This window comes from Rhizobium sp. Root482 (assembly GCF_001426565.1).
Lineage (GTDB): Bacteria > Pseudomonadota > Alphaproteobacteria > Rhizobiales > Rhizobiaceae > Pararhizobium.
Genome location: NZ_LMFA01000021.1, coordinates 208,741 through 232,232, shown reverse-complemented (window position 1 = coordinate 232,232; position 23,492 = coordinate 208,741). Strand labels below are relative to the sequence as shown.

Sequence of the window (23,492 nt, the reverse complement as noted above, 5' to 3'; positions counted from 1 at the left end):
ACGGCCGATCGCAGGCAGGAGCATTGCGTGACGAAGCGCTTTCCTTTAACGAGCGGTGGAATTGTTGTTTGAAAATGATGGCCGGACATCTTAAATCCGGAAGACTGGTTTCAAGGGAGTAAGGACATGGGTTCCTTTAGCATCTGGCATTGGCTGATCGTTCTGGTCGTAGTTCTGCTGCTGTTTGGTCGCGGCAAGATTCCGGAATTGATGGGCGACGTTGCCAAGGGCATCAAGAGCTTCAAGAAGGGCATGACCGACGACGAGACGACGACGGCCGACAAGACCGTCGACGGCAAGACCGTCGAGCACAAGACCGACGAAGTCCGCTAGTCGAACATTCGGCCCGTCCCCGAGACGGGCCTGTTACCTACGGTTTCGTGGAGACCCTGAAGAATGCTTGATGTCGGCTGGACCGAGCTTGTCGTTATTGCGATCGTTCTGATCATCGTGGTGGGTCCAAAGGACCTGCCGCCGATGTTGCGCACCTTCGGCAAGATGATGACCAAGATGCGCGGCATGGCCGGTGATTTTCGCCAGCAGTTCGACGAGGCTCTGAAAGAGGCCGATCTCGACGATGTGCGCAAGACATTGAGCGACGCCCAGAAGCTCAATCCGGCACATAGCCTGCGCGAGGCGATGAATCCGCTGCGCCAGATGGGCAACGACATCAAGGCCGACCTTCAAAAGGCGACCACGCCAGACCCGGCGCCGAAGCCGGCCGCAGCCGATATCGCGGCCGAGGCCGTCGTGCCGCAGGATCAGCCGGAAACTGCTCCCGTTGCCGCCGCCCAAGCAGCGGCGCAGGCATCCGCCGGGGCAACTGACACAGCGGTAGCAAAGCCGAAGGTAAAACGCGCGGCAAGCACCAAGGCCGTCAAGGCGGATGCTCCTGCCGCGGTGTCGGCGACAACCACCCGCGCGAAAAAGCCGAAAGCAGCGGTCGGTGACGCCGGAAAGCCGGCTACGCCCCGGGCTGCCGCGAAGAAGACCAGTAAAAAGGGTGACGCATGAGCGGCGATATCGAGGACAAGCCCCAGCCGCTGATGGCGCATCTGATCGAACTGCGCTCGCGACTGATCTGGGCGGTGGGCGCTTTTTTCGTCGCTTTCCTGGTGTGTTTCTATTTCGCCAAGCAGCTTTTCAACGTCCTGGTGCAGCCGTTCCGCTGGGCGGTCGAATGGGCAGGTCTCGATCACCGGACCGTGGAGTTGATCTACACCGCACCTCAGGAGTTTTTCTTCACGCAGATCAAGGTCGCCATGTTCAGCGCGCTGGTCATCGCCTTTCCGGTGATCGCCTCGCAGGTCTATAAATTCGTGGCGCCCGGTCTCTACAAGAATGAGCGGGCCGCCTTCCTGCCGTTTCTCATTGCTTCGCCGATCCTGTTCCTGATGGGGGCGGCGCTCGTCTACTTCTTCTTCACGCCGATGGTCATGTGGTTCTTCCTGGCGATGGAGCAGGGTGGTGGTGAAGGGGAGGTGTCGATCCAGCTGCTGCCGAAAGTGTCCGAATATCTCAGCCTGATCATGTCGCTGATCTTCGCCTTCGGCCTGGTCTTCCAGCTGCCGGTGGTGACCACGCTGCTCGCCCGGGTTGGTTTCGTCACCTCGGATGGTCTCCGGGAGAAACGCAAATATGCAATCGTTATCGCCTTCATTGCCGCCGCGATCCTGACCCCGCCGGATCCGGTTTCCCAGATCGGCCTTGCCCTGCCGGCTATCCTTCTCTACGAGATTTCCATCTATACGGCCCGACTCGTCGAGCGGCAAAGGGCACGCGACGCACTTGCGCGCGCGGCGGCCGATACGGAAGAAGACGCCGGCTGATCCGGATTTTCCTTCTTGGCGGCAGATGCGGGCTTTCGTTTCGACACGACGGTCAGGATTTGGACGAACATGCTTGATATCAAATGGATTAGGGACAATGCCTCGGTCCTCGACGAAGCGCTTGCCCGTCGCGGTGCCGAGCCGCTTGCGGCGGAGCTGATCCGTCTGGACGAGAACCGCCGCTCGCTCGTGCAGGCGCTGCAGGACATGCAGTCGCGCCGCAACTCCGTCTCCAAGGAAATCGGCGCTGCAATGGCGCAGAAGAACGCGGCATTGGCCGAGACGCTGAAGGCGGAGGTGGCGGAACTCAAGACCGCCATGCCGGCGCTCGAGGAGGAAAGCCGCAAGGCCGATGCCGATCTCGCCTATGCCTTGTCCACGCTCCCGAACATACCGCTCGACGACGTGCCGGTCGGCAAGGATGAAAGCGGCAATGTGGTCACGCGCAGCCATGGCCAGAAGCCGGGCTGGAATCATCCGGCCAAGGAGCATTTCGAAATCGGCGAGGCGCTCGGCTGGCTGGATTTCGAGGGTGCGGCCCGCATCGCCGGATCGCGCTTCACGATCGTCAAAGGCCAGCTTGCGCGGCTGGAACGGGCGCTCGGTCAGTTTATGCTGGATCTCCACACGACCGAACACGGCTATGTCGAGGTCCAGCCGCCGCTGATGACCCGCGACGAAGCCATGTACGGCACGGGCCAATTGCCGAAATTCAGTGAAGATCTGTTCAAGACCACCGATGGCCGCTGGCTGATTCCGACCGCCGAAGTGCCGCTGACCAATATGGTGCGCGAACAGATCCTCGAGGAAGAGGTGCTGCCCTTGCGGCTGACGGCGTTGACGCCCTGCTTCCGCTCTGAGGCAGGCTCCGCCGGGCGCGATACGCGCGGCATGCTGCGCCAGCATCAGTTCAACAAAGTGGAACTGGTGTCGATCACCGATGCCGAAAGCGCCATCGACGAGCATGAGCGGATGACCGCCTGTGCCGAGGAGGTGCTGAAGCGCCTTGGCCTGCATTATCGGGTGATGACGCTGTGTACCGGCGACATGGGGTTCGGCGCCCGCAAGACCTATGATCTCGAAGTCTGGCTGCCGGGGCAGGACGCTTACCGCGAGATTTCCTCCTGCTCCGTCTGCGGCGATTTCCAGGCTCGGCGGATGAATGCGCGTTACCGGGCAAAGGAAGACCGTAGCCTGAATTTCGTCCATACGCTGAACGGTTCCGGCACTGCCGTCGGGCGCGCGCTGATCGCGGTGATCGAAAACTATCTCAACGAAGACGGATCGGTAACCATCCCGGACGTATTGTTGCCCTATATGGGCGGCCGTACCAAGATCGAAAAGGCCGGTTGAGCCGCGTCCGGCGACAGGGGTGACCATGCGGATTCTGCTGACCAACGACGATGGCATTCATGCCGAGGGCCTTGCGGTGCTCGAGCGGATTGCCCGCACCATCTCGGACGATGTCTGGATCGTGGCGCCTGAAACAGACCAGAGCGGGCTCGCCCATTCGCTGACGCTGTCGGAGCCGCTGCGGCTGCGACAGGTGTCGGAAAAGCATTTTGCCCTGCGCGGCACGCCGACCGATTGCGTGATCATGGCTGTGCGCAAAGTCATGGACGTCAAACCCGACCTGATCCTTTCGGGCGTCAATCTCGGCGCCAACATGGCAGACGACGTTACCTATTCCGGTACGATCGCCGGTGCCATCGAAGGCACGCTGCAGGGCATTCGCTCCTTTGCGCTCAGCCAGGCCTATCGTCATGCGGATGCAAGCATCGTCGCCTGGGATGTCGTCGAGACCCACGCGCCCGCTCTGCTGCGCAAGCTCATGCGGATCGACCTGCCGGACGGCACCTTCCTCAATCTCAATTTCCCGAACTGCCCGGCCGATGCGGTTGCCGGCACCGAGGTGACGTCGCAGGGCAAGCTCAATTTCGGCCTGTCGATCGACGAGCGCGCCGACGGCCGTGGCCACCCCTATTTCTGGCTGCGGTTCGGCGAGCGGCTCGGCGATTTCCGGGCCGGCACCGATATCCACGCGATCCGCGAGCACAATATCTCGGTGACGCCGTTGAAGCTCGATCTCACGGATTATGCGGTCCAGGATCGCGTCGCCCGGGCCCTCCTCGGCGGGGATGGCGATTGAGCCCGCGCATCGTCGAGCAGGAAGGTTTTGCCGCCCTGGTGCTGCGGCTGCGGGCCGAGGGCATTTCCAACAAGGAATTGCTCGATGCGGTCGAGCAGACGCCGCGCACGCTTTTCGCGCCGCCGCAATATGAGGAAAATGCCTATTCATCGCGACTCTTGCCGCTCGATTGCGGAGCCTTTATGGAAGGCTTCGATTTCGCGGTCCGGCTGTTGCATCACCTCAATGTCAGGCCCGGACAGCGCGTGCTGGAGGTCGGGACCGGCAGCGGCTTCACCGCCGGCGTGATGGGCCGGATCGCCGAGCGCGTCCTGACGATCGAGCGCTACCGGACGTTGGTTGCCGGTGCCCAGCGGAATCTCGAAAAGGCGGGCATTCGCAACGTCGTCGTCCGCCAGGCGGATGGCAGCATCGGCCCGGCCGGAGAAGGAACCTTCGATCGCATCCTGGTAACGGCGGCCTTCACCAGCCTGCCGCGCGTCTTTTCCGATCACCTCGTCTCCGGCGGCATTCTCATCGTGCCGATCATGACCAACGACACCGATTGTCGGATCGTCCGGCTGACGCGGACCGGTAGCCGCTTCGACCGGGAGGACCTGTTCGACGCGCCCTATCTGCCGATCGTTCCGCAGATCGCTTCCTTTCTCTAGCCGATGTCAGCGCCCGATACGATCTATACCGACCAGAGGCTTGCGGCGCTCTACGACAGCCTCAATCCGGCCGGACCCGATACGGATTTCTATTCATCGCTCCCCGGGCGCCCGAGCCGCATCCTCGATCTCGGCTGCGGAACCGGCCTGCTGACGGCAAGGCTTGCCGAAGAAGGGCACAGCGTTACCGGTATCGACCCCGCCGCCGCCATGCTCGATATCGCCCGCCGCTGCCTTGGAGGCGACAAGGTGCGCTGGATCGAGGGCGATATCTTTGCCCTGGAGCCCGGTAACCGTTTCGACTTCATCTTCATGACCGGCCATGTGTTCCAGGTGTTTTTGACCGAGGCTGCGGTTTCGCGGGTATTGGCATGCTCACGGCGCCATCTTGCGGTCGGCGGGCGCCTCGTGTTCGAAAGCCGCAATCCGGCGCTGCGTCCCTGGAAGAACTGGACGCCGGAGATTTCGGTGAAGACGATAGATCATCCTGACCTCGGAAGGGTCCGGATCTGGCACGAATTGGTCGAGATGCGTGGCGGGCAGGCGCGGTTTCGTACCCACAGCCTCATCGAGGGGCAGGGTGAACCATTTGTCTCCGAAAGCCGCCTTGCCTTTCGCGAGCGCGGCGAAATCGAGCATCTGCTGCGGGCGGCCGGTTTTTCCGACATGACCTGGCTTGGTGACTGGCACGGCGGGCCGCTCGAAGCCGGAAGTGCCGAAATCATCGTCAAGGCCGGCTGATTCCGCCAGGTTTAGCGCCGCCGTGGAATTGACCGCCGTCAATTCTCTCTCGATTCCCGCCACGAAAACAGCGCGTTAATAATTCGTTAATAAAATCCAGCCTCGCGCAAGTTTCAGGGCTTAACCGAAAATTGCGCGGTCAAGTCATGCCAAGCGGCTGAATTTCGGCTTGATGCGTGTTTGTCAGTTCCATTCCGGGCGTCAAAGCGCAGGAGACGACAGATGCAAATCGGCAATAGAGTGAACGCGGCGGCGACGGGCGACGGCCCGGGCAACCTTGCCGGCCGCAATCCGGTACAGGCTGCCACAGCAGGCCGCGAGGACGGCGGCGAAGCTGCGATGCGCACCGGCGGCTATGATCCGTCGTCTCGCGTTTCGCTTTCGGCGGAAGCACTCCTGTTTCTTGGCCGGGCGAAGCGTGCGCCTGAAAAATATCCGGCACTCACCAGGGACGAATGGGCCAACAAACTCTCGCCGCAGCTCGCCGCGCGTGAATACCAGGCTTTTGGAAAATACAGCGAGACCGGCGACCACAAGGCCTATTACCGCGCCTTCATCAGCTATTATGACAATCTCCGTCCCGAAGATCAGAACAGTCTCCGCTATTTCGGCACACGGGATGCAGCCATCGCCGGCGCGCGTTCTGTCGAATACAGCGATCATGCCGGCATCGACAGCGGCTCGGCCTTCCAGACGCTGGTCAGCGTTCTGCTCGACGAGAACAAGGCGGGGACCGGTAGTCCGGTAGAGCAGGAGACCGCCGGCATGATCACCGGCGACATGTTCGGCTGGGACACCGGCACGATCAGCTATGAAGATGTTTCGCAGAAGCGCGCCGGTCTTTCCGAGATCGAAAAGTTCTATCGCGAAACTTTCTGATGTCGGACAGCCGCCTGTAGAATCTTTCGCGCGCGCGCCATCTCGCATCCCTGAAAACCCGAAACCGCCTGCACAATCTACGTCGCGGCGCGATCATGGTTATCAATTCATCAAAAATACCGACCCCGTACGGCGCTTTTAACTGCGCGGTAACTCTAATGCGTTTTAATCCTCCTACACCGAGTTGTGTTCCAAGTGGGTAAAGCGTCATGCGTATGAGAGTTTCGTCGAGTGTGGAAAAGTCCGTCCTTCGCCTCTGTGTGGCGGTTCTGCTGGCAGGCGCGGCGACCGGATGTAGTTCGGATGCCAGCCGTTTCGACGGGCTTTTCTCGAGATCGGACAATCTGACGACAAGTTCGATCCGCCCCGGCGGCAACGGGCCGGTACCGCAAGGCGAGGTGCAGGGTGCTGGCTTGGCTGCCGCGCCGACAATGGCGGTCGAAAGTCGCGATCAGGCGATGGGACAGTCTTTCCCCGATCCGGTCAATACGGCGACGACACCGGCCTCCGCACGGGCCGCTTCCACGCCGATCAATGTCCAGCGCGTTGAACTCACAGATCCCGCTGCAAACTCCCGAAATGTCGCGATGGAGCAGTCTTTCCCTGCCGCCCGCGAGACGGTTCGTGCCGAAAAGAAGAACGTCGTCGATCCGGTCACCACCGCGACGACCAAGGGCGGATGGTCCACGAACAACGCGCCGGCCGTGCTGCTGCGCCAGGGCGATACGGTTGCCACGCTCTCCAAGCGTTTCGGCGTTCCCGAAAAGGAAATCCTGAAGGCGAATGGCCTGAAATCCGCATCCCAGGCCGAGCCGGGACAGCGCATTCTTATTCCGACCTACGGAGTTGCCGGAAGCGCTGCCAAGGCAGCCGCGTCCGACGCTGCGGCGAGTCTTGACGTCGACAAGCAGAAGAATATTCCCTCGCTGCCCGAAAGCCGTGACGTCGCCATCCTGCCGGGCCAGACCCAATCCCGTGAAAAGGGCGTCGGCCGCACCGATATCGCCGCCGGCAAGCAGCCGGTGGCCGGCGAGGGCGACAAGGGAACCTATACGGTGAAGGCCGGCGATTCGCTGAACCGCATCGCCAAGGCCAATGGCGTCTCCGTGGACGCGCTGAGAAAGGCCAATGGCCTGACCTCGGCTGCGATCCGCATCGGCCAGACCCTGAAGGTCCCCACGGGCGGAACTGCCGCCCCGGACCAGATCGCCACCGCATCGGTTCCCGACAAGAAAATCGAGACCAAGACTGGGAAGCTTGAAGAGACGAAAACCGTTCAGGACGCACCGGCCGTCGCCAAGCAGTCGGTAACCGAGGTCGCCTCCAAGGATAGCGGCGACGAAGCCTCGCCGAAGTCTACCGGCATCAGCAAATATCGCTGGCCCGTCCGCGGCGCGGTCATCGCCGGTTACGGCGCCAATGTCGAAGGCAACCGCAATGACGGTATCAATATCTCTGTGCCCGAGGGTACGCCGATCAAGGCAGCCGAAAACGGCGTGGTCATCTATTCCGGCAGCAGCCTGAAGGAATTGGGCAATGCCGTGCTGGTGCGCCATGACGACGGCACGGTCACGGTCTACGGCAATGCCTCCGAACTGAAGGTTCAGCGCGGCCAGAAGATCCAGCGCGGCCAGACGCTTGCCGCGTCCGGCATGAGCGGCACCGCCTCGCAGCCGCAGGTGCATTTCGAAGTCCGCAAGAACGCCAGCGCGGTCAACCCGGTTACCTATCTGGAATAGGCCGGCCGACCGGCCCACCGGCTCATCGACGATCAACGAAGAACGCCGCCATCCCGAAGATGGCGGCGTTTTGGCTCTTGCTGGCCGCTATTCGGCCGCTTCGGCATAATCCTCGAGTGGCGGGCAGGAGCAGACGAGGTTGCGGTCGCCATAGACATTGTCGACCCGGTTGACCGGCGACCAGTATTTGTCGACACGGAAGGCGCCCGGCGGGTAGCAGGCCTGTTCGCGCGTATAGGGGCGATCCCATTCGCCGACCAGGTCTTCAACCGTGTGCGGTGCGTTCTTCAGCGGATTGTTGGTCCGGTCCATGCGGCCTTCCTCGATCGCGCGGGCTTCCTCGCGGATCGCCAGCATGGCGTCGCAGAAGCGGTCGATCTCCGCCTTGGTTTCCGATTCCGTCGGCTCGATCATCAGCGTGCCGGCAACCGGCCAGCTCATGGTCGGCGCGTGGAAGCCGCAATCGATCAGGCGCTTGGCAACGTCGTCCACCGTTACGCCGGCGCTGTCCACCAGCGGGCGCGTGTCGATGATGCATTCGTGCGCCACACGACCCTTCGCCGACTTGTAGAGCACGTCATAGGCGCCCTTCAGCCGTGCGGCGATGTAGTTGGCATTGAGGATCGCCACCTTGGTTGCCTGCGTCAGGCCTTCGCCGCCCATCATCAGGCAGTAGCTCCACGAGATCGGCAGGATCGAGGCCGAGCCGAAGGGGGCAGCCGAAACGGCACCTTCGCCGCCATCGGTTTCAGGATGGCCGGGAAGATAGGGCGCAAGATGCGCCTTGACGCCGATCGGCCCCATGCCCGGACCGCCGCCGCCATGCGGAATGCAGAAGGTCTTGTGCAGGTTGAGATGGCTGACGTCGGAGCCGATGTCGCCCGGGCGAGCAAGGCCGACCATGGCGTTCATATTGGCACCGTCCAGATAGACCTGGCCGCCATGCTTGTGGACGATCTCGCAGACCTCGCGGACATTTTCCTCGAAGACGCCATGGGTCGAAGGATAGGTGATCATGCAGCAGGAAAGATTTTCCGCATGCAGTTCCGCCTTGGCGCGGAAATCGTCCATGTCGATATCACCATTGTCGCTGACCTTGATGACGACGACCTTCATGCCAACCATCTGGGCGGACGCCGGATTGGTGCCATGGGCCGAGGTCGGGATCAGGCAGACGTCGCGGTGCGCATTGCCATTGGCGAGATGATAGGCGCGGATGGTCAGAAGCCCGGCATATTCGCCCTGCGCGCCCGAGTTCGGCTGCATCGAGATCGCGTCATAACCGGTGATCTGGCAGAGTTTCTGGCTCAGATCTGTGATCATGTGGCGATAGCCCTCTGCCTGGTCTGCCGGCACGAAGGGATGGATCTCGGAGAATTCCGGCCAGGTGATCGGCAGCATTTCGGCCGTGGCATTGAGCTTCATCGTGCAGGAGCCGAGCGGGATCATCGAGCGGTCGAGTGCCAGATCCCGGTCCGACAGCCGGCGGATATAGCGCGTCATCTCGCTCTCGGCCCGGTTCATATGGAAGATCGGGTGGGTGAGATAGTCGGTAGTGCGCAGGAGATCCTTGGGTAGGCGGTGATCGGCTTGGAAATCCCCGACCTTGAAATCGCCGCCGAAGGCACGCCATACGGCTTCCAGCGTCACCGGCCGCGAGCGCTCGTCAAGGCTGATGCCGATCCGGGTCGTACCGATCCTGCGCAGATTGACCTCTTCGGCAATGGCGGTCTTGAGGATGACGCCCTGCAGCTTGCCGACTTCGACGGTCACCGTGTCGAAGAACACGTCCGGCTCGACCTTGTAGCCGAGCTTTTCGAGGCCAAGCGCCAGAAGAGCGGCCTTCTGGTGAACGCTCTGGGCGATCGCCTTGATGCCCTTGGGGCCATGGAAGACGGCATACATCGACGCCATGACGGCGAGCAGCACCTGCGCCGTGCAGATGTTGGACGTCGCCTTTTCGCGGCGGATATGCTGCTCGCGGGTCTGCAGAGACAGTCGGTAGGCCCGATTTCCGCGGCTATCGACCGACACGCCGACCAGACGACCGGGCATGGAGCGCTTGTAGCCGTCCTTGACCGCCATATAGGCCGCATGCGGGCCGCCGTAACCGACTGGCACGCCGAAGCGCTGGGTGCAGCCGATGGCGATGTCGGCGCCCATTTCGCCGGGGGATTTCAAAAGTGCCAGCGCCAGGGGGTCGGCGGCGATCGTCGCGATCGCGCCGGTCTGGTGCAGCCTTGAAATCAGGCCGGTGAAATCATGGATATGGCCGTAAGTACCCGGATACTGGAAGATGGCGCCGAAGACATCCACCGGATCGAGATCGGCGAAGGGATTGCCGATGACGATCGTCCAGCCGAGCGGCTCGGCGCGGGTCTTCAGGAGCGCAATCGTCTGCGGGTGGCAGTTCTCGTCGACGAAGAAGGCCTTGGCCTTCGACTTGGCGACGCGCTCGGCCATTGCCATCGCTTCGGCAGCAGCGGTGGCCTCATCGAGCAGCGAGGCATTCGCGACATCGAGGCCTGTGAGGTCGCAGACCATGGTCTGGTAGTTCAGAAGCGCTTCCAGCCGCCCCTGGCTGATTTCCGGCTGGTAGGGCGTATAGGCCGTGTACCAGGCGGGGTTTTCCAGGATGTTACGCTGGATGACCGGCGGCGTGATGGTGCCGTAGTAGCCCTGGCCGATCAACGACACGAGCTTTTTGTTGCGGTTGGCCGTTTCGCGCATCTTGTCGAGCGCCTCGCGCTCGGTCATGGCGGCGCCCCAGGCGAGCGGGGTCTTCTGGCGGATCGACGGCGGAACCGTGTCGTCGATCATGGCATCGAGGCTGCTATAGCCGATGACCTTGAGCATCGCCGCCATTTCGTCGGGCGAGGGGCCGATATGTCGCCGGTTGGCGAAATCATAGGGCTGGTAGTCTGTGAAGGTGAAGTCTTTCGGCATGCTCATCAGGCGATAAGCTCCTTGTAGGCGGCTTCGTCGAGCAGCGCATTGACGGCCGACGGATCGGAAAGCTTCAGCTTGAAGAACCAGCCAGCGCCCTGCGGATCGCTATTGACCAGCGACGGATCGTCGACGATCGCCTGGTTGCTTTCGACGATTTCGCCGTCCAGCGGACAATAGACGTCGGAGGCCGCCTTGACGGATTCGACGGTGGCCGCTGTCGCGCCCTTGTCCAGCGCCGTGCCGCCTTCCGGCAGTTCCACGAATACCAGGTCGCCCAGCTGCTCGGCGGCATGCGCGGTGATGCCGACCGTTGCGACGTCACCCTCGATTATCAGCCATTCATGTTCATCGGTAAATTTCAGCATCGGATTTTGCTCCAGATCAGCGTTTGTAGGTAGGGGTAACGAAGGGCAGGGCGGCGACCGTGATCGGCAGGAATTTGCCGCGCACATCCGCAAAGATTTCCGTGCCGATGACCGTATGGCTTTTGGCGACATAGCCCATGGCCACGGGGTGATCGGCGCTCGGGCCGAAGCCGCCGGAGGTGACGGAACCGATGGCCTGCTTTCCTTCGGCATCGGCGAACAGCTGCGCGCCGGCGCGCACCGGCGCCTTGCCTTCCGGCTTCAGCCCGACCCGGCGACGATCGGCGCCATCCGCGAACTGGCCAAGAATGACATCGGCGCCCGGGAACCCGCCAGCGCGCGCGCCACCGGCCCGGCGCACCTTCTGCAGGGCCCATTCGAGCGCGGCCTCGACCGGCGTCGTCGTCGTGTCGATGTCGTTTCCATAGAGACACAGGCCGGCTTCGAGGCGCAGCGAATCGCGCGCGCCAAGGCCGATCGGCATGACATCGGGATGGTCCAGGATGCGGCGGGCCAGGTCTTCGGCGGATTCAGACGGAATGGAGATTTCGAACCCATCCTCGCCGGTATAGCCGGAACGGGAGATGATGCAGGGCACGCCGTGCAGCGAGACTTCGGCCACATCCATGAAACGCATGGTCGCAATATCGGCCGAGAGCCCGGCCAGAATTTCGGCGGCCTTCGGCCCCTGCAAGGCGATCAGTGCGCGATCGAGCAGCGTCAGTTCGCAGCTGTCGCCGAGATGTTTTTGCAGATGGGCGAAATCGGCCTCCTTGCAGGACGCGTTGACGACGAGGAAAAGATGGTCGCCGCGGTTGGCGATCATCAGGTCGTCGAGAATTCCGCCTTCGTCATTGGTGAAGAGCCCATAGCGCTGGCGGCCTTCGGCAAGACTGAGGACGTCGACGGGAACCAGCTTTTCCAGCGCCAGCGCCGCATCCTCGATGCGGCCGGACTTCGGCCGGAGGATGACCTGCCCCATATGGGAGACATCGAAGAGGCCGGCGGCGGTGCGCGTGTGCAGATGTTCCTTCATGACGCCGGCTGGATATTGCACGGGCATATCATAGCCGGCAAAGGGCACCATGCGGGCTCCGAGCGAGACATGCAGCGCATGAAGTTGTGTTTGTAACAAGGGGGAATGATCGTCCAAGTCCGGCCTCCGGGTTTGGCGCAACGCGCCGGCTCATCTCCACGGCGCATCCACGATGCGACGTTTCCTCAAGCCCCCTCTGTCCCTTTGCCTGAGATTGTTATCCCTTCGGCGAGCAAAATGCTTCTCTCCAGAGTCCTGACGGCACCTTGTCGGTCCTTTGGCCTGAGAGTTTCCGGGGCGGTTGCTCCTTCGGCACCGGCATGCGCCGGATTCTCCCAACAAGATCGGCCTCAGATAACGGCGATCCCGCGTCCTTGGCAAGCGCAAAATGTCGCGCTCGAGCAGATTTTTGTCGTATCATTTGGAGCCGAGGGATGCGGCAAAACGGCCTTTGCATTTTCGCCTGCGGCGCGATACTGCAATGAGACCATACGGAGACAGACGATGACCAGGTCCCGGCGACCGATAAGCGTGGCGGTGAGGGTGCTTTCGGCACTGGCGCTTCTGCTGCTGTCCTTTGCCCATCAGCCTGCCTTCGCCCGCCAGATCACGCCCGACGTGGCGGCGGCCTATGTGCTGCCCGACGGTTCGATCGGCGAGATCTGCTTCGGGACGGATGGCGTCAAGGACCATGGAACGCCGACCGGCGAACTTGCTTCCATCTGCGACTATTGCCGGCTGGCGGCTTCCATTCTGCTGCCGGAGCCGGGCGATGCCTATCTCATCGGCCGCGTCGCGCTGGACATTGCAACGGACGCCGAGTTCCGTTTCGTCTTCATCGACTATCCGCGCGTCCTGCCGCAATCGCGCGCGCCTCCGCGTCTCGGCTGAAACACCTCGCTTTTGCGATTTCCGTCATGATTGAGATTGTTCAGCCGCTCCGAAGCGGCATCGACCGGCTTGCCGCTGCGGCAAGCATCCGGTCCGGAGACAGACGATGACCAAGACCAGAACCACCTTCCTTGCCTTCGCGCTTTCCCTTGCCGGCGCGGCCGCGGCGCAGGCGCATACGAGCTTTGAAAAGAAGGAGGCGCCATCGGAAAGCCAGTTCAAGGCCGTGCTGCAGATACCGCATGGCTGCGACGGCAAGGCAACCTCGGAAGTTCGCGTTAAGCTGCCCGAAGGCTTCGTTTTTGCCAAGCCGCAGCCGAAGGCCGGCTGGGAGCTCGAAATCATCAAGGGTGACTACCAGAAAACCTATGACAATCACGGTGAAAAGGTGAAGGCCGGCCCGATCGAGATCCGCTGGAAGAACGGCGATCTCGCCGATGAATTCTACGATACCTTCGTGATCAGCGGAAAGCTTTCCGGCTTCGACAGGAAGACCCAGATCGCCTTCCCGGTAACGCAGCTTTGTGGCGCCTCGGACAAGGCGGTCTGGGACGAGGTGGCACCGGAAGGCACGGATGCCCATTCGCTCGATCATCCCGCGCCCACGGTGACCGTGACGATGGCCGAGAGCGATCATGGTGGCCACGCCGCGCATGCCTCCGGCATGGCGGCGCCGACGCCGGTCAAGGTCGGTGCGATCGAGATTTCCGGCGGCACGATCAAGGCCATGCTGCCGGGCGCCAAGGTCGGCGGCGGCGGCCTGGCCGTGACGAACGGCGGCAGTGAGGACGATGTCCTGGTTTCTGTCGAAAGCCCGGCGGCAGGACGCGTCGAACTGCATGACATGGTCATCGAGAATGATGTGATGAAAATGCGCAAGCTGGAGAGCGGGATTGCCGTTCCGGCCGGAAAAACCGTCGAGCTGAAAAGTGGCGGTATGCACCTGATGTTCATGGATGTCGTCAAGCCGTTTGCCGAAGGCGACACCGTGCCCCTGACCCTGACCTTCGAAAAGGCCGGGAAAGTCGATTATGTGCTGCCGGTCGGCAATGCCGCCGGAACCACGCACCAGCACAATTGAACGAACGGAAAGTTGGTATAATGGCGGCGCCCGCAGAGGCGCCGCTGTTTTGGGTTAACGCTGCACGGCGCATGACATGACTTAGCCTTGCCGACCCTCGGGCGCCTGATCGGCCGCATCTTCGTCCACCGGTTCGAATTCCATGTAGCGGTCCAGCACTTCACCGCGCGTGCCCTGGGGCAAGCGGCCCTTGGCCGTCATCAGCATCAGGGACAGCGATGTCGGGCTGCGAAGGGCGGCGACCGTATGGGGAGAGACCTCCTCCTTCGGCCGGGCCGACAGGAGCGTGATCGCCTCATCCGTCGGGCCGTCGCCGCTCACGCGAGCGGACGGCTTGACGGCTTGCGCCGCATAAGCCGCCGTCGTGGCTGACATGGTAACGACCAGGGTCATGATGTGCGCCTGTGGCCTCCTTGGATTCACGTCAAAACTACACGCACTGGATTTCGCGCGCCTCAATTTGCACGGTAAGATTTTATTCGAATGTGATCGATTACGCGCGGCAATTGCTCTGCAGGCGGCTTTCATGTGCAATTTGCAGAGCGCCATCAGGAGGGGACCGAGGCCAAATGACGTGCCGAATGGTCCGGTATCGGCCAGGCCGTGGGGAAACACCGCCCGGGACTTGCGGAACACATATGGAACATGTAGGTTCGTTCTTGATTTGTTTCTCGATTCTGGAGTTGTCTTTCATGCTGACGCGCAAGCAACAGGAACTGCTTCTCTTCATTCACGAAAGAATGAAGGAATCCGGCGTGCCACCGTCCTTCGACGAAATGAAGGACGCGCTGGATCTCGCGTCGAAATCGGGCATCCACCGCCTGATCACCGCGCTCGAAGAGCGCGGTTTCATCCGCCGATTGCCCAATCGCGCCCGCGCGCTGGAGGTCATCAAACTGCCGGAAGCTTATTCGGCAAGCCTGCAGCCAAAGCGCGGTTTTTCGCCCAGCGTCATCCAGGGTAGTCTTGGCGCCCAGCCGGCCGCTTCACCCGCCAGGAGCGCGGCCAATACGGACAATAATTCGGTGTCCGTACCGGTCATGGGACGCATCGCCGCCGGCGTGCCGATCTCGGCGATCCAGAACAATACCCATGATATTTCAGTGCCGCTCGAAATGGTCGGCCCCGGCGATCATTACGCACTGGAAGTGCGTGGCGATTCGATGATCGAGGCCGGCATATTGGATGGTGATACCGTCGTCATCCGCACCACCAACAGTGCCAATCCGGGCGAGATCATCGTTGCGCTGGTGGACGATGAGGAGGCGACGCTGAAGCGGTTCCGCCGCAAGGGCGCGTCCATCGCCCTCGAGGCCGCCAATCCCGCCTATGAGACGCGGATTTTCGGACCCGACCGGGTGAAGATCCAGGGCAAGCTGGTCGGCTTGATCCGCCGCTATCACTAAAGCCGCGTTCCGCGTGCCAATGCCACGGCCTGTCCTGGCTATCCGGAGGTGTTCGATAGACCTTTGGTCGAAATTTAGGATGCGTGTCCTTAGCTGCGGCGAAGGATGAAAATGAAGGCGATGCTGACGACGAGCCCCGTCACCACGCTGACCGGCATATCCTCCGGCGCCAGGACGATACGGGCGGCGATATCGGCTAGGTTCAACAGCACCGTACCGGCGAGCGCGCAGAGCGGGATGACACGCACATTGTCGGTGCCGGCCAGCGACCGGAGAAATAATGCAGCACGATCAGGCCGACAAGGCTGATGACGCCGCAGAAGGCCACCATCACGCCAGCCGGGAGCGCGGTGACGATGAAGATCTGGGCGCGAAAGCGCCTGCGACCGGAATGCCCAGCGTCGTCGCCGTTTCATCGCCCTTGGCCCGCGATAGAGGCAGCGCGGGAGAGGTCTTTCCGGCGCCGTTCGGCCCGATGACGCCGGGCGTGCGCCGAGCTTCAGCGAAAAGCTTACATCGCGCACAAGGAAAAGGTCAGCCTTCGGCCCCAGCCGAGCCCGGAAACGCGCGGCAAACTCTTCGCGGCACCGAAGGTCGCATGCGCGTTCATTGCGCCTCTCCCCGTTCGAAGCCCGGTACCGGCGCCTGGAAATGATCCCGCGTCTGGCCAGCGAGTACAGTCAGGGATCGCTGGCCAATCCTCAGGTCGCCGCCGCTGGTGCTGGCCCGAAACGATGTTTTAGTGGATGAGTTGCCGGATCGGCCATGTCTGTTCTCCGCGGGCAGGCCCGGGAGGCAAAATGGCGAAAGAGGGCAGGCGCAAGCGCGCGCTGCTTTCAGGCTAGATTTTTCCGTCTGAACACCCCGTCCGTTACGGTTGATCATGTTCGATAGCAGGTCTCCTGGATCGCGGGTGGATGCACTCTTCGCTTACAGTTGCGGGGGCAGCCAAGGTTTCGGCTCCTGATGGGGCGTCCTCACCGTGTTCCCTGTTAAGCCGCCTCCAGGGTCACCCCGCACGCAGCACCATCGATTTGGCAATGGGCATGATTCCGCACGGCTGACAACCGTCGCGAATGGCTCGTATCGTCGACAAAGACGCCGTTCGAAGGATTTGCCGTGCGGCATTTCGCCTGCCGGACACGGGGGGCGCCGACCGGATGGCGGGGCGGACGAAGACGGCTCCCGGAAGAGGAGCCGTCTGTCGGTCAATCAGCTGAACCGGCCTGCCGCATGGGCAAGCATTGTATAGACCTTGCCGGTGTCGGATGTCAGGTAGGTCTGCGTCATCACCTTGTCGCGGTCGCTGCGGGCGACGTCGCCAAGCAGTTTTTCGAAATCGGCGATGTAACGATCGACGGCGGTGCGGAATTCCGGCTCGCGTTCATACTTGCGCTTGATCTCGTCGAAGGTCTGCTGGCCCTTCAGCGTGTAGAGGCGACGGGTGAAGACGTCGCGTTCGCCGCGCTGGTAACGGCGCCACAGATCGACGGAGGCATCATGGTCGATGGCCCGGGCGATATCCACCGAGAGCGAGTTCAGCGATTCCATCACATGGCGCGGATTGCGCGTGTCGCCGGCGCGGACCGACGGCTGGCTTTCGCTTGCCCTGGCTGCGGGCGCGGCGACGGCGGTCTGCTCGTCGCGCGATGCGCCCCGCAGCAGGTCGCGCATCCAGCCGCTGCCTTCTTCCTGTTGGCGGGCTTCCGGCTGACGAGTCTGCGCCGGCGCCTCGGCCGGGCGGCTCGCAGGCTGCTGGGCAAGCGCGCGCGGCTGCTGTTCCAGGCCAAGACTGCCGCGAAGCGCCGGTGTTGCCTCCTGGCGAAGCGAGGCAGGTGCTGCCTGCGGCTGAACGGCGCGCGCGGGTGCGGCGGCAACCGGCTGCGGCGCCGCTTGCTGGGCTTCCTGCTGGCGAACCGGCGGCTGCGAGACCTCGAGCTGGCTGGAGGACTTGCCGATGATGTCAGACAGTTCTTGCAGCGCCTTGATCTGTTCGGAGACGGCCCGGCGCATGACCGCGGCATTCTCCTTGGCTTCTTCCGGCAGGTCGAAGGCGCCGCGCTTCAGTTCTTCGCGGGTCACGTCGAGTTCCCGACGGATCTCGTGAGCCGAGCGGCGGATTTCGTCGGTCGCGCCGCTGAAGCGGGTGACGGCTTCCTCGACGGCCTGGCGGATGGATTCTCCCATCTGCTGGGCGGCGACGTCCGATTTCTTGCCGGTATCGGTCATCAGCCGGTCGATATCGGACAAGGATGCGCCGACGCTGCCGCGCAGGCGGGAAGCGACCTCCTTGGACCGTTCCTCGGCGCGCACGAAGGCGCCTTCGACAGCCATGCCGGCATCTTCTCCGGCCTTGCTGACGGCCGTTCGCATGGCTTCGCTTGCGGAGGTGGCGCGCGCTTCGGCATCCGACAGGGTCTTGCTGACCTCGGCAAACGAGGCCTGCACGCCGGCCCTCAGATTGCCGGCGATCTCGTTGGAACGTTCCTCGGCACGGATGAAGACGGATTCGACCGACATGCTGGCTTCGTCACCGGCCTTGACCACGACGCTGCGCATGGCCTCGGCTGCGGAGGCAGCGCGCTGTTCGGCTTCGGTCAGGATACGACCGACATCGCTGAACGACGACTGGATGCCGGATCGCAGATTGCCCGCGACCTGGGCCGAACGATCTTCGGCGCGCTGGAAGGCGCCATCGACGAAACCTTCCAGGGCATGCATGGTCTTTTCGATTTCTTCCGACCGGCTGACGAGGCCGATCGACAGGGTGCGCAGCGCGTCCTGACGCTCCTCCAGCGTGCTGGCGAGATTGGACTGCGCGGCACCCAGAAGGTCGGATGCCTGGCTGAGCACCCTCGAATGGTCCTCGAAACGGCCGACGATGCCGCCGATCTGCGAAAGCGTCGCGCCCGAAATATCGGCAAGCTTGTCGACCTTGCCTTCCAGGAGGCGGGTGGAGGTGGACAGCATGTCGGAGGCGCGGGTGGCGGATTCGGAGAACCGTGCCGTTGTCGTTTCCAGCTGCTCGTCCATGGCGCCGAGATTGGCGCTTGCCTGCTCGATGACGCCTGCGATCGAGGAATTGCTGGACGCCAGCTGGTCGATCAGGCCCATTGCCGTCGATTGCAGGCGGTTCTCGACCATCTTCATCGCCTTGGCCGTTTCCTCGGCGCGGCTGGAAATGGCGTCCACCGTTTCGCCGGTGCGTGCCGTCAGGCTGTCGATCAGCGTCGCGTTTTCGGCGCGCAGGCGCTCCGCGGCCTGTCCGGCCACGTCGCTGATGCGCTCGGCTGCTTCCCTGCCGGTTGCCGCATACTGGTCGATGATCGGCCGTGCCTTCTCCTCGATCAGGCGGGTCAGTTCGGCCGAACGTCCGGCCAGCATGGAATTCAGTTCACGCGTGCTGTCGTCGAGCGTCGAGCGGATCGTGTTGCCGCGCGCTTCCAACGCCTTTTCCACTTCGCTCAGGCTCTGGTTGAGCACCGAGGCCTGCTCGTCAAGGCGGGCCTGGGTCTCGGCGATGCGGGTGGTGGCGCCATCGGTGGCATCGCCGACCGAGCGCGCCAGTTCGGCGCTGCGCATGGCGGCGGTCGCCGCCGCCCGTTCCACGGAAGACTGGAAATCGGCCTGGCGTGCCGCCATGGCCTGAGCAAACTCTTCGCCGGCCTTCGTAAGGGTTTCGGCCGAGCGCAAAGCCTCCGCGTCGATCCCCTCGGCGGCTTCGCTGACGGCGCCTCGCAGATTGGTGACGAGACCTGCGGCCTTGCCCTCGATCGTGCGGCTGACATTGTCGAGGCCGATCGACAGCGCGCGATCCATGGTTCCAAGCCGCTCCTCGATCCGGCCCGTGCCGCCCTCGATGCTGGCTTCGATCCGGCTTGCGGCTTCCTCGCCGGCGCGACCCAGATCGTCGGTATGGCTGCGCAAGGTCTCGGCGATCCGGCTTGCCGTGGTGCTTCCGATGGTTTCGATCTCGCGGGTGCGGTCAGAGAGGCTGTCCGAGATCATCGCCGCCGCAGCGGTGGCGATCTGGTCGAACTCGGCCGTATGACCGGACAAGGTTTCGGCAATCCGCGCCGCCGCAACATTGCCGATCCGATCGATTTCCTCGGTGCGGCCGGACAGGCTTTCGGCGATGCGCGTCACTGCGCTGTCGCTGATCTGGTCGAGTTCGGAGACCTTGGCGGACAGTGTTTCCGCGATCCGCTCGCCGGCCGTGCTGGCGATGTCGCTGACGCCGCCGACGCTATCGCGAATGCGGGTTTCCAGCATGCCGAGGCTGGTTTCGATGCGCGCACCGGTCTCATCGACACTGGCATTGATGCTGGAAAGCGATGTGTCCAGCCGGTGGGTGAGGGTATCGGCGGCGCGGCCGATCTGCTCGGCCGTTTCGCCCAGTTGGCCCGCCACATGGCCGGTGCTGGCGCGCAGACGCTGCTCCAGCGCTTCGGCGCTCGTGTCGATCGCCCTGGCAAGCGCGTTCTGGCGCTCCTCGAGCGACATTTCCAGCATGCTCGAACTGGTGGCGATCGTCGTGGCGATGGATGTCGCCTGGTCGCCGAGTACATCCGAAAGCTGCGCCGTTCCATGCGTCACGGCGATGTTGATGGCGTCGATCCGCTCGTCGAGCGTCGCCTTGATCTGGTCATGCGTCGAGGCGAGGGAGGAGGTGAGCAGATCGGCACGGCTGGCCAGCGTATGGTCGATCTCGTTCGCACGGCCGGTCATCATTGCCGCCAGTTCGGACGTGTGACCGGAAAGGGTTTGGGCAATTCCCGCAGTTGCGCTGGTCATCGTGCCGGCGATCGCGTTGACGCGGCCGGTCAGGTTGTCGGCCACCTCCGTGACGCGCTCGGAAAGCTGCTTTTCGATGTCGCCGGCGCGGTCGGTCATGGCTTCGGCGATGGCCGATGCGCGGAACGAAAGATTGTCGGCGATCTCCTCCGAGCGGCTGTTCAGCGTGTCGGCCATCTCGTTTGCCCGTGCCGACATGGTGCCGGCGATCTCGGCGGAACGGTCCGCGAGCAGGCTGTCGAGCGTGGCCGTCTGGCTGGCAAGCGTCTCGTGGAGCGCTTGGCTGCGCTCCGAAAGCAGAAGGTCCAGTCGCTCCGCCGTGCCGCCGATGGCGTTCTCGATTGCACCCGCCGAAGAGGTGAGGACATTTGCAAGCGTGCCGGTGCGCTGCGACAGGACGGTCTCGATGCGTTCAGCCGTGCCGTCGAAGGCATTTTCGATCGCGGCGCTCGACGATGTCAGAACTGTTTCGAGAGCGCCGGTCCGCTCGGACAGGATCGTATCGATCCGCTCGGCCGATCCCTCCAGCGCGCTGTCGATGGAGGACGTGCTGGCGGCGAGCAGCCCGGCCAGTTCCACCGTGCGTTCCGAAAGCGTCTCGTCGAGGCGGGTCTGGCTGGTGGCGATGGCGCTGGTGATGTCGCCGGCGCGGCTGCTCAGTGTGTCCTCGATGCGGCCGTGGATGGCCTGCAGCCCGTCGATGAAGCCGCTCGTCTTCGCCTCGATGTTTTCCGTCAGTTCCCGATTATGGGCGAAAATGGCGCCGGTGCGGGCCTCGAGCGTCTCGGCCATCCGCTTCTGGCTCTCGGTGAGGGTCGCCTCCAGCATATCGGCGCGGCCGGCAAAGCCGTTCTCGATCCGGTCCTGCGCGGCGCTGAGCGCGCTCATCAGCGAGCCCGAGCGCTCCGTCAGCACGGAATCGATGCGGCTATGGGCGTTGCCGATGGCATCGCTGAGTTCGGCAGTCTTGCCGCTGATCGTCTGCTCGATGAAGTCCTGCGTCGTGCCGAGCGTCGTCGCAAGCGTCAGCGACTGTTCGGACAGGGCGGATTCGAAGCGCTCGATGCCGCCGTCGAGAATGCCGCCGATCGCGTCCGAGCCGCCGCTGACCGACTGGTTGATACGGGCGAGCCCCTCCATCAGCTTCGAATCCAGCATGCCGGCGCGTTTGTCGAAGGCGGAGGCAAATTCGTGGAATCGAGAATCGAAGGATGTCGACAAATGCCCGACCGTGGTCTGCAGCTTCTCCTCGAAGAAGCCGGAGCGAAGGTCGAGGTCCATGATCATGTCGTCTGCGGAGGTCTTGAGGCTCTGGCGGAAGCTCGCGCCCTTTTCGTCCAGTGCCGCGTTCAACGTATGGAGGATGTCGTCGAGACCGCCGGTGATCGCCTGCTGGCCGACATTCAGGCTCTCGTTGAGATCGCGGGTGCGCGCAATCAGGGTCTCGTTCAGCTGGCGGGCGCGCTCGTTCAGCGCTGCGTTCAGCTTCTCGGTATTCGCATCGAGCGAGGAGGCGCGGGTTTCGAACTGGCCGAGCAACTGCTGGCCACGCTTCGTCAGCGTGTGGCTGAGGTTTTCGAGGCGCGTGTCGAATTCGTTGCTGAGCGACATGCCGGCGGCCGTGAGCCCTGAGACCAGATTGTCCGTGCGTGTCGAGAGCATCGCACCAATGGCCTGCGAGGCGTTCTCGGATCGCTCCATCAGTGCGGCGGCACGGGTTTCGATCATCGAGGCGAAGGCTTCGCCGGAGGTGGCGATGCGGTTGGCGATATCGTCGCTGGCAACCGCCAGTTCGTCCTTCAACTGCGTATGGGCACCGGAGATCGAGGAACGGATGCGTTCGGCGTGGCCGACGATGGATTCCCGTTCGAGCCCGAGCTCCTGGACAAGGGTGCGCACCCGCAACTCGTTGTCGCTATAGCTGCGCTCGAGCGCATTGACTTCGGCATGCACGAGCGTTTCCAGCTCCGTCGCCCGGGCGATGGTGCGTTCGATGCCCTCATTCATGGCCGAGACTTCGCGGCGCACAGCCTGACCGACGGTCATGATGCGTTCGGATGCGGCGGTTTCCGGCTCGGCGAGCCGGAGCGCGACTTCGGCCATGGAACGGGCGGCATTGCGCAGTTCCTGCGCGCGCGAGATCATGGTGGCGAAGGAGAAGAACAGCATCACCGGCAGGATGATGAAGATGGCCACGCCGATGGCGCCCGGCATGGCGGAAAGGTCGGCGAGCGAGCGGATCTGCCAGATTTCAGGCCCGTAAAGCAGATTGGCGACACCCAGGCCGCCAGCGACCCACAACAGCGAAACGGCGGCTGCGATGCGCAGCGCCGAGCGGCCGGAGCGCATGTCGAGCGATCTCAGGATCGCGGCCGGGCTTTTGCGGCCGTCGTCATTTGCGGGAGCGAAGCTGGGCGCGCGGGGTGCCGGCTCCGGGGAAAGGCTTTTCTGTGCCTCGGCGCGGGCGCTCTTGCCGGCCTGGTCCTGTTGAGGTCTTGCGCCTGTGGACCGGGCGGGCGCCGGCGCCGGGTTGCTGGCTTCGGACACGTGTTCCTCCGGATCATCCAAGGAAGTCTTGTCGTTCAAGGCAGACTTGAGCTCATCGAAATCGATTTTCAGCGCGTCTTCCAACGCCTGAAAAGCCTTGTCGTCGATCGTTTCGCTGCTTTTATTCGTCGCCATGCGGATACGCCTTGTTACTAGATCGTCCTTCCGAAGGACGCTCCGCAACGCCGCCTGCATTGGGAGCCTCTCCGAACCGGACTGTGATGGCAGGACATGCGTATCGCATTTACGCAGAACCTGACATGCACCCATTTCACCACACATCTGCGGAAGACCCAGTCTCCTCGTCAGATGCTTTATTCCACGCGGTCGCCCGTCGGGGAGGTTCGTGCCGGACGGCATGAACACATCCCTCAACGTACCGTAGTGACACATTCACCAGTTTCTTACAATTAAGGGTGCCGGGATTCATTAAAAT

At 63.0% G+C, this 23,492-nt stretch carries 19 protein-coding genes and 2 riboswitches; of the genes, 13 read left to right on the top strand and 6 right to left on the bottom strand.

Annotation, left to right across the window (positions count from 1 at the left end; all coding sequences use genetic code 11):
* Positions 1 to 126 precede the first annotated feature (126 nt).
* The 9 genes from ASD31_RS15245 (at position 127) to ASD31_RS15205 (ending at position 7,987) form a co-directional block, all read left to right on the top strand.
* Positions 127 to 333, top strand: coding sequence for a twin-arginine translocase TatA/TatE family subunit (locus tag ASD31_RS15245; RefSeq protein WP_056335340.1), 207 nt, complete (start codon positions 127 to 129; stop codon positions 331 to 333).
* Positions 334 to 396: 63 nt separating this feature from the next.
* Positions 397 to 1,014 carry a Sec-independent protein translocase protein TatB gene (gene tatB / locus ASD31_RS15240; RefSeq protein ID WP_056335337.1) on the top strand — a complete coding sequence of 206 codons (618 nt, stop codon included), beginning with the start codon at positions 397 to 399 and terminating at the stop codon, positions 1,012 to 1,014.
* Positions 1,011 to 1,829: a twin-arginine translocase subunit TatC gene (gene tatC, locus ASD31_RS15235; protein WP_056335334.1), complete on the top strand. Its 819-nt coding sequence runs from the start codon at positions 1,011 to 1,013 to the stop codon at positions 1,827 to 1,829. Before tatB ends, tatC begins: the two co-directional genes overlap by 4 nt.
* A gap of 69 nt (positions 1,830 to 1,898) precedes the next feature.
* Entirely contained in the window at positions 1,899 to 3,182 is a 1,284-nt protein-coding gene (serS, locus tag ASD31_RS15230) for a serine--tRNA ligase (protein ID WP_056335832.1), read from the top strand.
* 25 nt (positions 3,183 to 3,207) lie between these two features.
* Positions 3,208 to 3,978 (top strand): 5'/3'-nucleotidase SurE, encoded by a 771-nt coding sequence (gene surE, locus ASD31_RS15225; RefSeq protein WP_056335331.1) that lies wholly within the window; start codon positions 3,208 to 3,210, stop codon positions 3,976 to 3,978.
* Positions 3,975 to 4,628, top strand: a complete 654-nt coding sequence (locus ASD31_RS15220; protein ID WP_056335330.1) for a protein-L-isoaspartate(D-aspartate) O-methyltransferase — start codon at positions 3,975 to 3,977, stop codon at positions 4,626 to 4,628. Before surE ends, ASD31_RS15220 begins: the two co-directional genes overlap by 4 nt.
* A gap of 3 nt (positions 4,629 to 4,631) precedes the next feature.
* Positions 4,632 to 5,369, top strand: coding sequence for a class I SAM-dependent methyltransferase (locus ASD31_RS15215; RefSeq protein ID WP_082520582.1), 738 nt, complete (start codon positions 4,632 to 4,634; stop codon positions 5,367 to 5,369).
* A gap of 222 nt (positions 5,370 to 5,591) precedes the next feature.
* The gene (locus ASD31_RS15210) at positions 5,592 to 6,248 is read left to right on the top strand and encodes a hypothetical protein (protein ID WP_056335327.1); all 657 of its coding nucleotides are present in this window, start codon (positions 5,592 to 5,594) and stop codon (positions 6,246 to 6,248) included.
* A gap of 209 nt (positions 6,249 to 6,457) precedes the next feature.
* Entirely contained in the window at positions 6,458 to 7,987 is a 1,530-nt protein-coding gene (locus ASD31_RS15205; protein ID WP_056335324.1) for a peptidoglycan DD-metalloendopeptidase family protein, read from the top strand.
* Between the two features lie 87 nt (positions 7,988 to 8,074).
* Here the strand turns inward: ASD31_RS15205 and gcvP are convergent, their stop codons facing one another.
* From gcvP to gcvT, 3 genes are read right to left on the bottom strand one after another with little or no spacing between them, the layout of a single operon-like run.
* Complete coding sequence (gene gcvP / locus ASD31_RS15200; protein WP_056335321.1) at positions 8,075 to 10,939, bottom strand: aminomethyl-transferring glycine dehydrogenase; 2,865 nt, start codon at positions 10,937 to 10,939, stop codon at positions 8,075 to 8,077.
* Complete coding sequence (gcvH, locus tag ASD31_RS15195; RefSeq protein ID WP_056335318.1) at positions 10,939 to 11,301, bottom strand: glycine cleavage system protein GcvH; 363 nt, start codon at positions 11,299 to 11,301, stop codon at positions 10,939 to 10,941. Before gcvH ends, gcvP begins: the two co-directional genes overlap by 1 nt.
* A gap of 16 nt (positions 11,302 to 11,317) precedes the next feature.
* Positions 11,318 to 12,454 carry a glycine cleavage system aminomethyltransferase GcvT gene (gene gcvT / locus ASD31_RS15190; protein WP_056335315.1) on the bottom strand — a complete coding sequence of 379 codons (1,137 nt, stop codon included), beginning with the start codon at positions 12,452 to 12,454 and terminating at the stop codon, positions 11,318 to 11,320.
* Positions 12,455 to 12,597: 143 nt separating this feature from the next.
* A riboswitch (glycine riboswitch) is annotated at positions 12,598 to 12,685 on the bottom strand.
* Between the two features lie 156 nt (positions 12,686 to 12,841).
* Between gcvT and ASD31_RS15185 the strand changes: the two genes are divergently transcribed.
* The gene (locus ASD31_RS15185; RefSeq protein WP_056335312.1) at positions 12,842 to 13,228 is read left to right on the top strand and encodes a DUF2946 family protein; all 387 of its coding nucleotides are present in this window, start codon (positions 12,842 to 12,844) and stop codon (positions 13,226 to 13,228) included.
* Between the two features lie 106 nt (positions 13,229 to 13,334).
* The gene (locus tag ASD31_RS15180) at positions 13,335 to 14,309 is read left to right on the top strand and encodes a DUF1775 domain-containing protein (RefSeq protein ID WP_056335309.1); all 975 of its coding nucleotides are present in this window, start codon (positions 13,335 to 13,337) and stop codon (positions 14,307 to 14,309) included.
* 81 nt (positions 14,310 to 14,390) lie between these two features.
* Here the strand turns inward: ASD31_RS15180 and ASD31_RS15175 are convergent, their stop codons facing one another.
* Entirely contained in the window at positions 14,391 to 14,702 is a 312-nt protein-coding gene (locus tag ASD31_RS15175) for a hypothetical protein (RefSeq protein ID WP_056335306.1), read from the bottom strand.
* Positions 14,703 to 15,001: 299 nt separating this feature from the next.
* Here ASD31_RS15175 and lexA point away from each other — a divergent pair, with 299 nt between their 5' ends.
* The gene (gene lexA, locus ASD31_RS15170) at positions 15,002 to 15,715 is read left to right on the top strand and encodes a transcriptional repressor LexA (RefSeq protein WP_056335829.1); all 714 of its coding nucleotides are present in this window, start codon (positions 15,002 to 15,004) and stop codon (positions 15,713 to 15,715) included.
* Between the two features lie 89 nt (positions 15,716 to 15,804).
* Here the strand turns inward: lexA and ASD31_RS26820 are convergent, their stop codons facing one another.
* Positions 15,805 to 15,963: an iron chelate uptake ABC transporter family permease subunit gene (locus tag ASD31_RS26820; protein WP_244483863.1), complete on the bottom strand. Its 159-nt coding sequence runs from the start codon at positions 15,961 to 15,963 to the stop codon at positions 15,805 to 15,807.
* A gap of 32 nt (positions 15,964 to 15,995) precedes the next feature.
* Between ASD31_RS26820 and ASD31_RS26815 the strand changes: the two genes are divergently transcribed.
* Positions 15,996 to 16,370 (top strand): hypothetical protein, encoded by a 375-nt coding sequence (locus ASD31_RS26815; RefSeq protein WP_244483861.1) that lies wholly within the window; start codon positions 15,996 to 15,998, stop codon positions 16,368 to 16,370.
* Positions 16,371 to 16,589: 219 nt separating this feature from the next.
* Positions 16,590 to 16,761, bottom strand: a riboswitch (cobalamin riboswitch).
* A 166-nt stretch (positions 16,762 to 16,927) separates the two neighbouring features.
* Here ASD31_RS26815 and ASD31_RS15165 read toward each other — a convergent pair.
* Positions 16,928 to 23,191, bottom strand: coding sequence for a kinesin (locus ASD31_RS15165; protein ID WP_056335304.1), 6,264 nt, complete (start codon positions 23,189 to 23,191; stop codon positions 16,928 to 16,930).
* Positions 23,192 to 23,492: the final 301 nt, after the last annotated feature.

Coding starts and splice junctions, on each gene's coding strand:
- ASD31_RS15205 (WP_056335324.1), top strand. CDS start 6,458: ATGCGTATGAGAGTTTCGTCGAGTGTGGAAAAGTCCGTCCTTCGCCTC.
- ASD31_RS15185 (WP_056335312.1), top strand. CDS start 12,842: ATGACCAGGTCCCGGCGACCGATAAGCGTGGCGGTGAGGGTGCTTTCG.
- serS (WP_056335832.1), top strand. CDS start 1,899: ATGCTTGATATCAAATGGATTAGGGACAATGCCTCGGTCCTCGACGAA.
- lexA (WP_056335829.1), top strand. CDS start 15,002: ATGCTGACGCGCAAGCAACAGGAACTGCTTCTCTTCATTCACGAAAGA.
- tatC (WP_056335334.1), top strand. CDS start 1,011: ATGAGCGGCGATATCGAGGACAAGCCCCAGCCGCTGATGGCGCATCTG.
- gcvP (WP_056335321.1), bottom strand. CDS start 10,939: ATGAGCATGCCGAAAGACTTCACCTTCACAGACTACCAGCCCTATGAT.
- ASD31_RS15180 (WP_056335309.1), top strand. CDS start 13,335: ATGACCAAGACCAGAACCACCTTCCTTGCCTTCGCGCTTTCCCTTGCC.
- tatB (WP_056335337.1), top strand. CDS start 397: ATGCTTGATGTCGGCTGGACCGAGCTTGTCGTTATTGCGATCGTTCTG.
- ASD31_RS26815 (WP_244483861.1), top strand. CDS start 15,996: ATGCAGCACGATCAGGCCGACAAGGCTGATGACGCCGCAGAAGGCCAC.
- ASD31_RS15210 (WP_056335327.1), top strand. CDS start 5,592: ATGCAAATCGGCAATAGAGTGAACGCGGCGGCGACGGGCGACGGCCCG.
- surE (WP_056335331.1), top strand. CDS start 3,208: ATGCGGATTCTGCTGACCAACGACGATGGCATTCATGCCGAGGGCCTT.
- ASD31_RS15175 (WP_056335306.1), bottom strand. CDS start 14,702: ATGACCCTGGTCGTTACCATGTCAGCCACGACGGCGGCTTATGCGGCG.
- ASD31_RS15165 (WP_056335304.1), bottom strand. CDS start 23,191: ATGGCGACGAATAAAAGCAGCGAAACGATCGACGACAAGGCTTTTCAG.
- ASD31_RS15245 (WP_056335340.1), top strand. CDS start 127: ATGGGTTCCTTTAGCATCTGGCATTGGCTGATCGTTCTGGTCGTAGTT.
- gcvH (WP_056335318.1), bottom strand. CDS start 11,301: ATGCTGAAATTTACCGATGAACATGAATGGCTGATAATCGAGGGTGAC.
- ASD31_RS15215 (WP_082520582.1), top strand. CDS start 4,632: ATGTCAGCGCCCGATACGATCTATACCGACCAGAGGCTTGCGGCGCTC.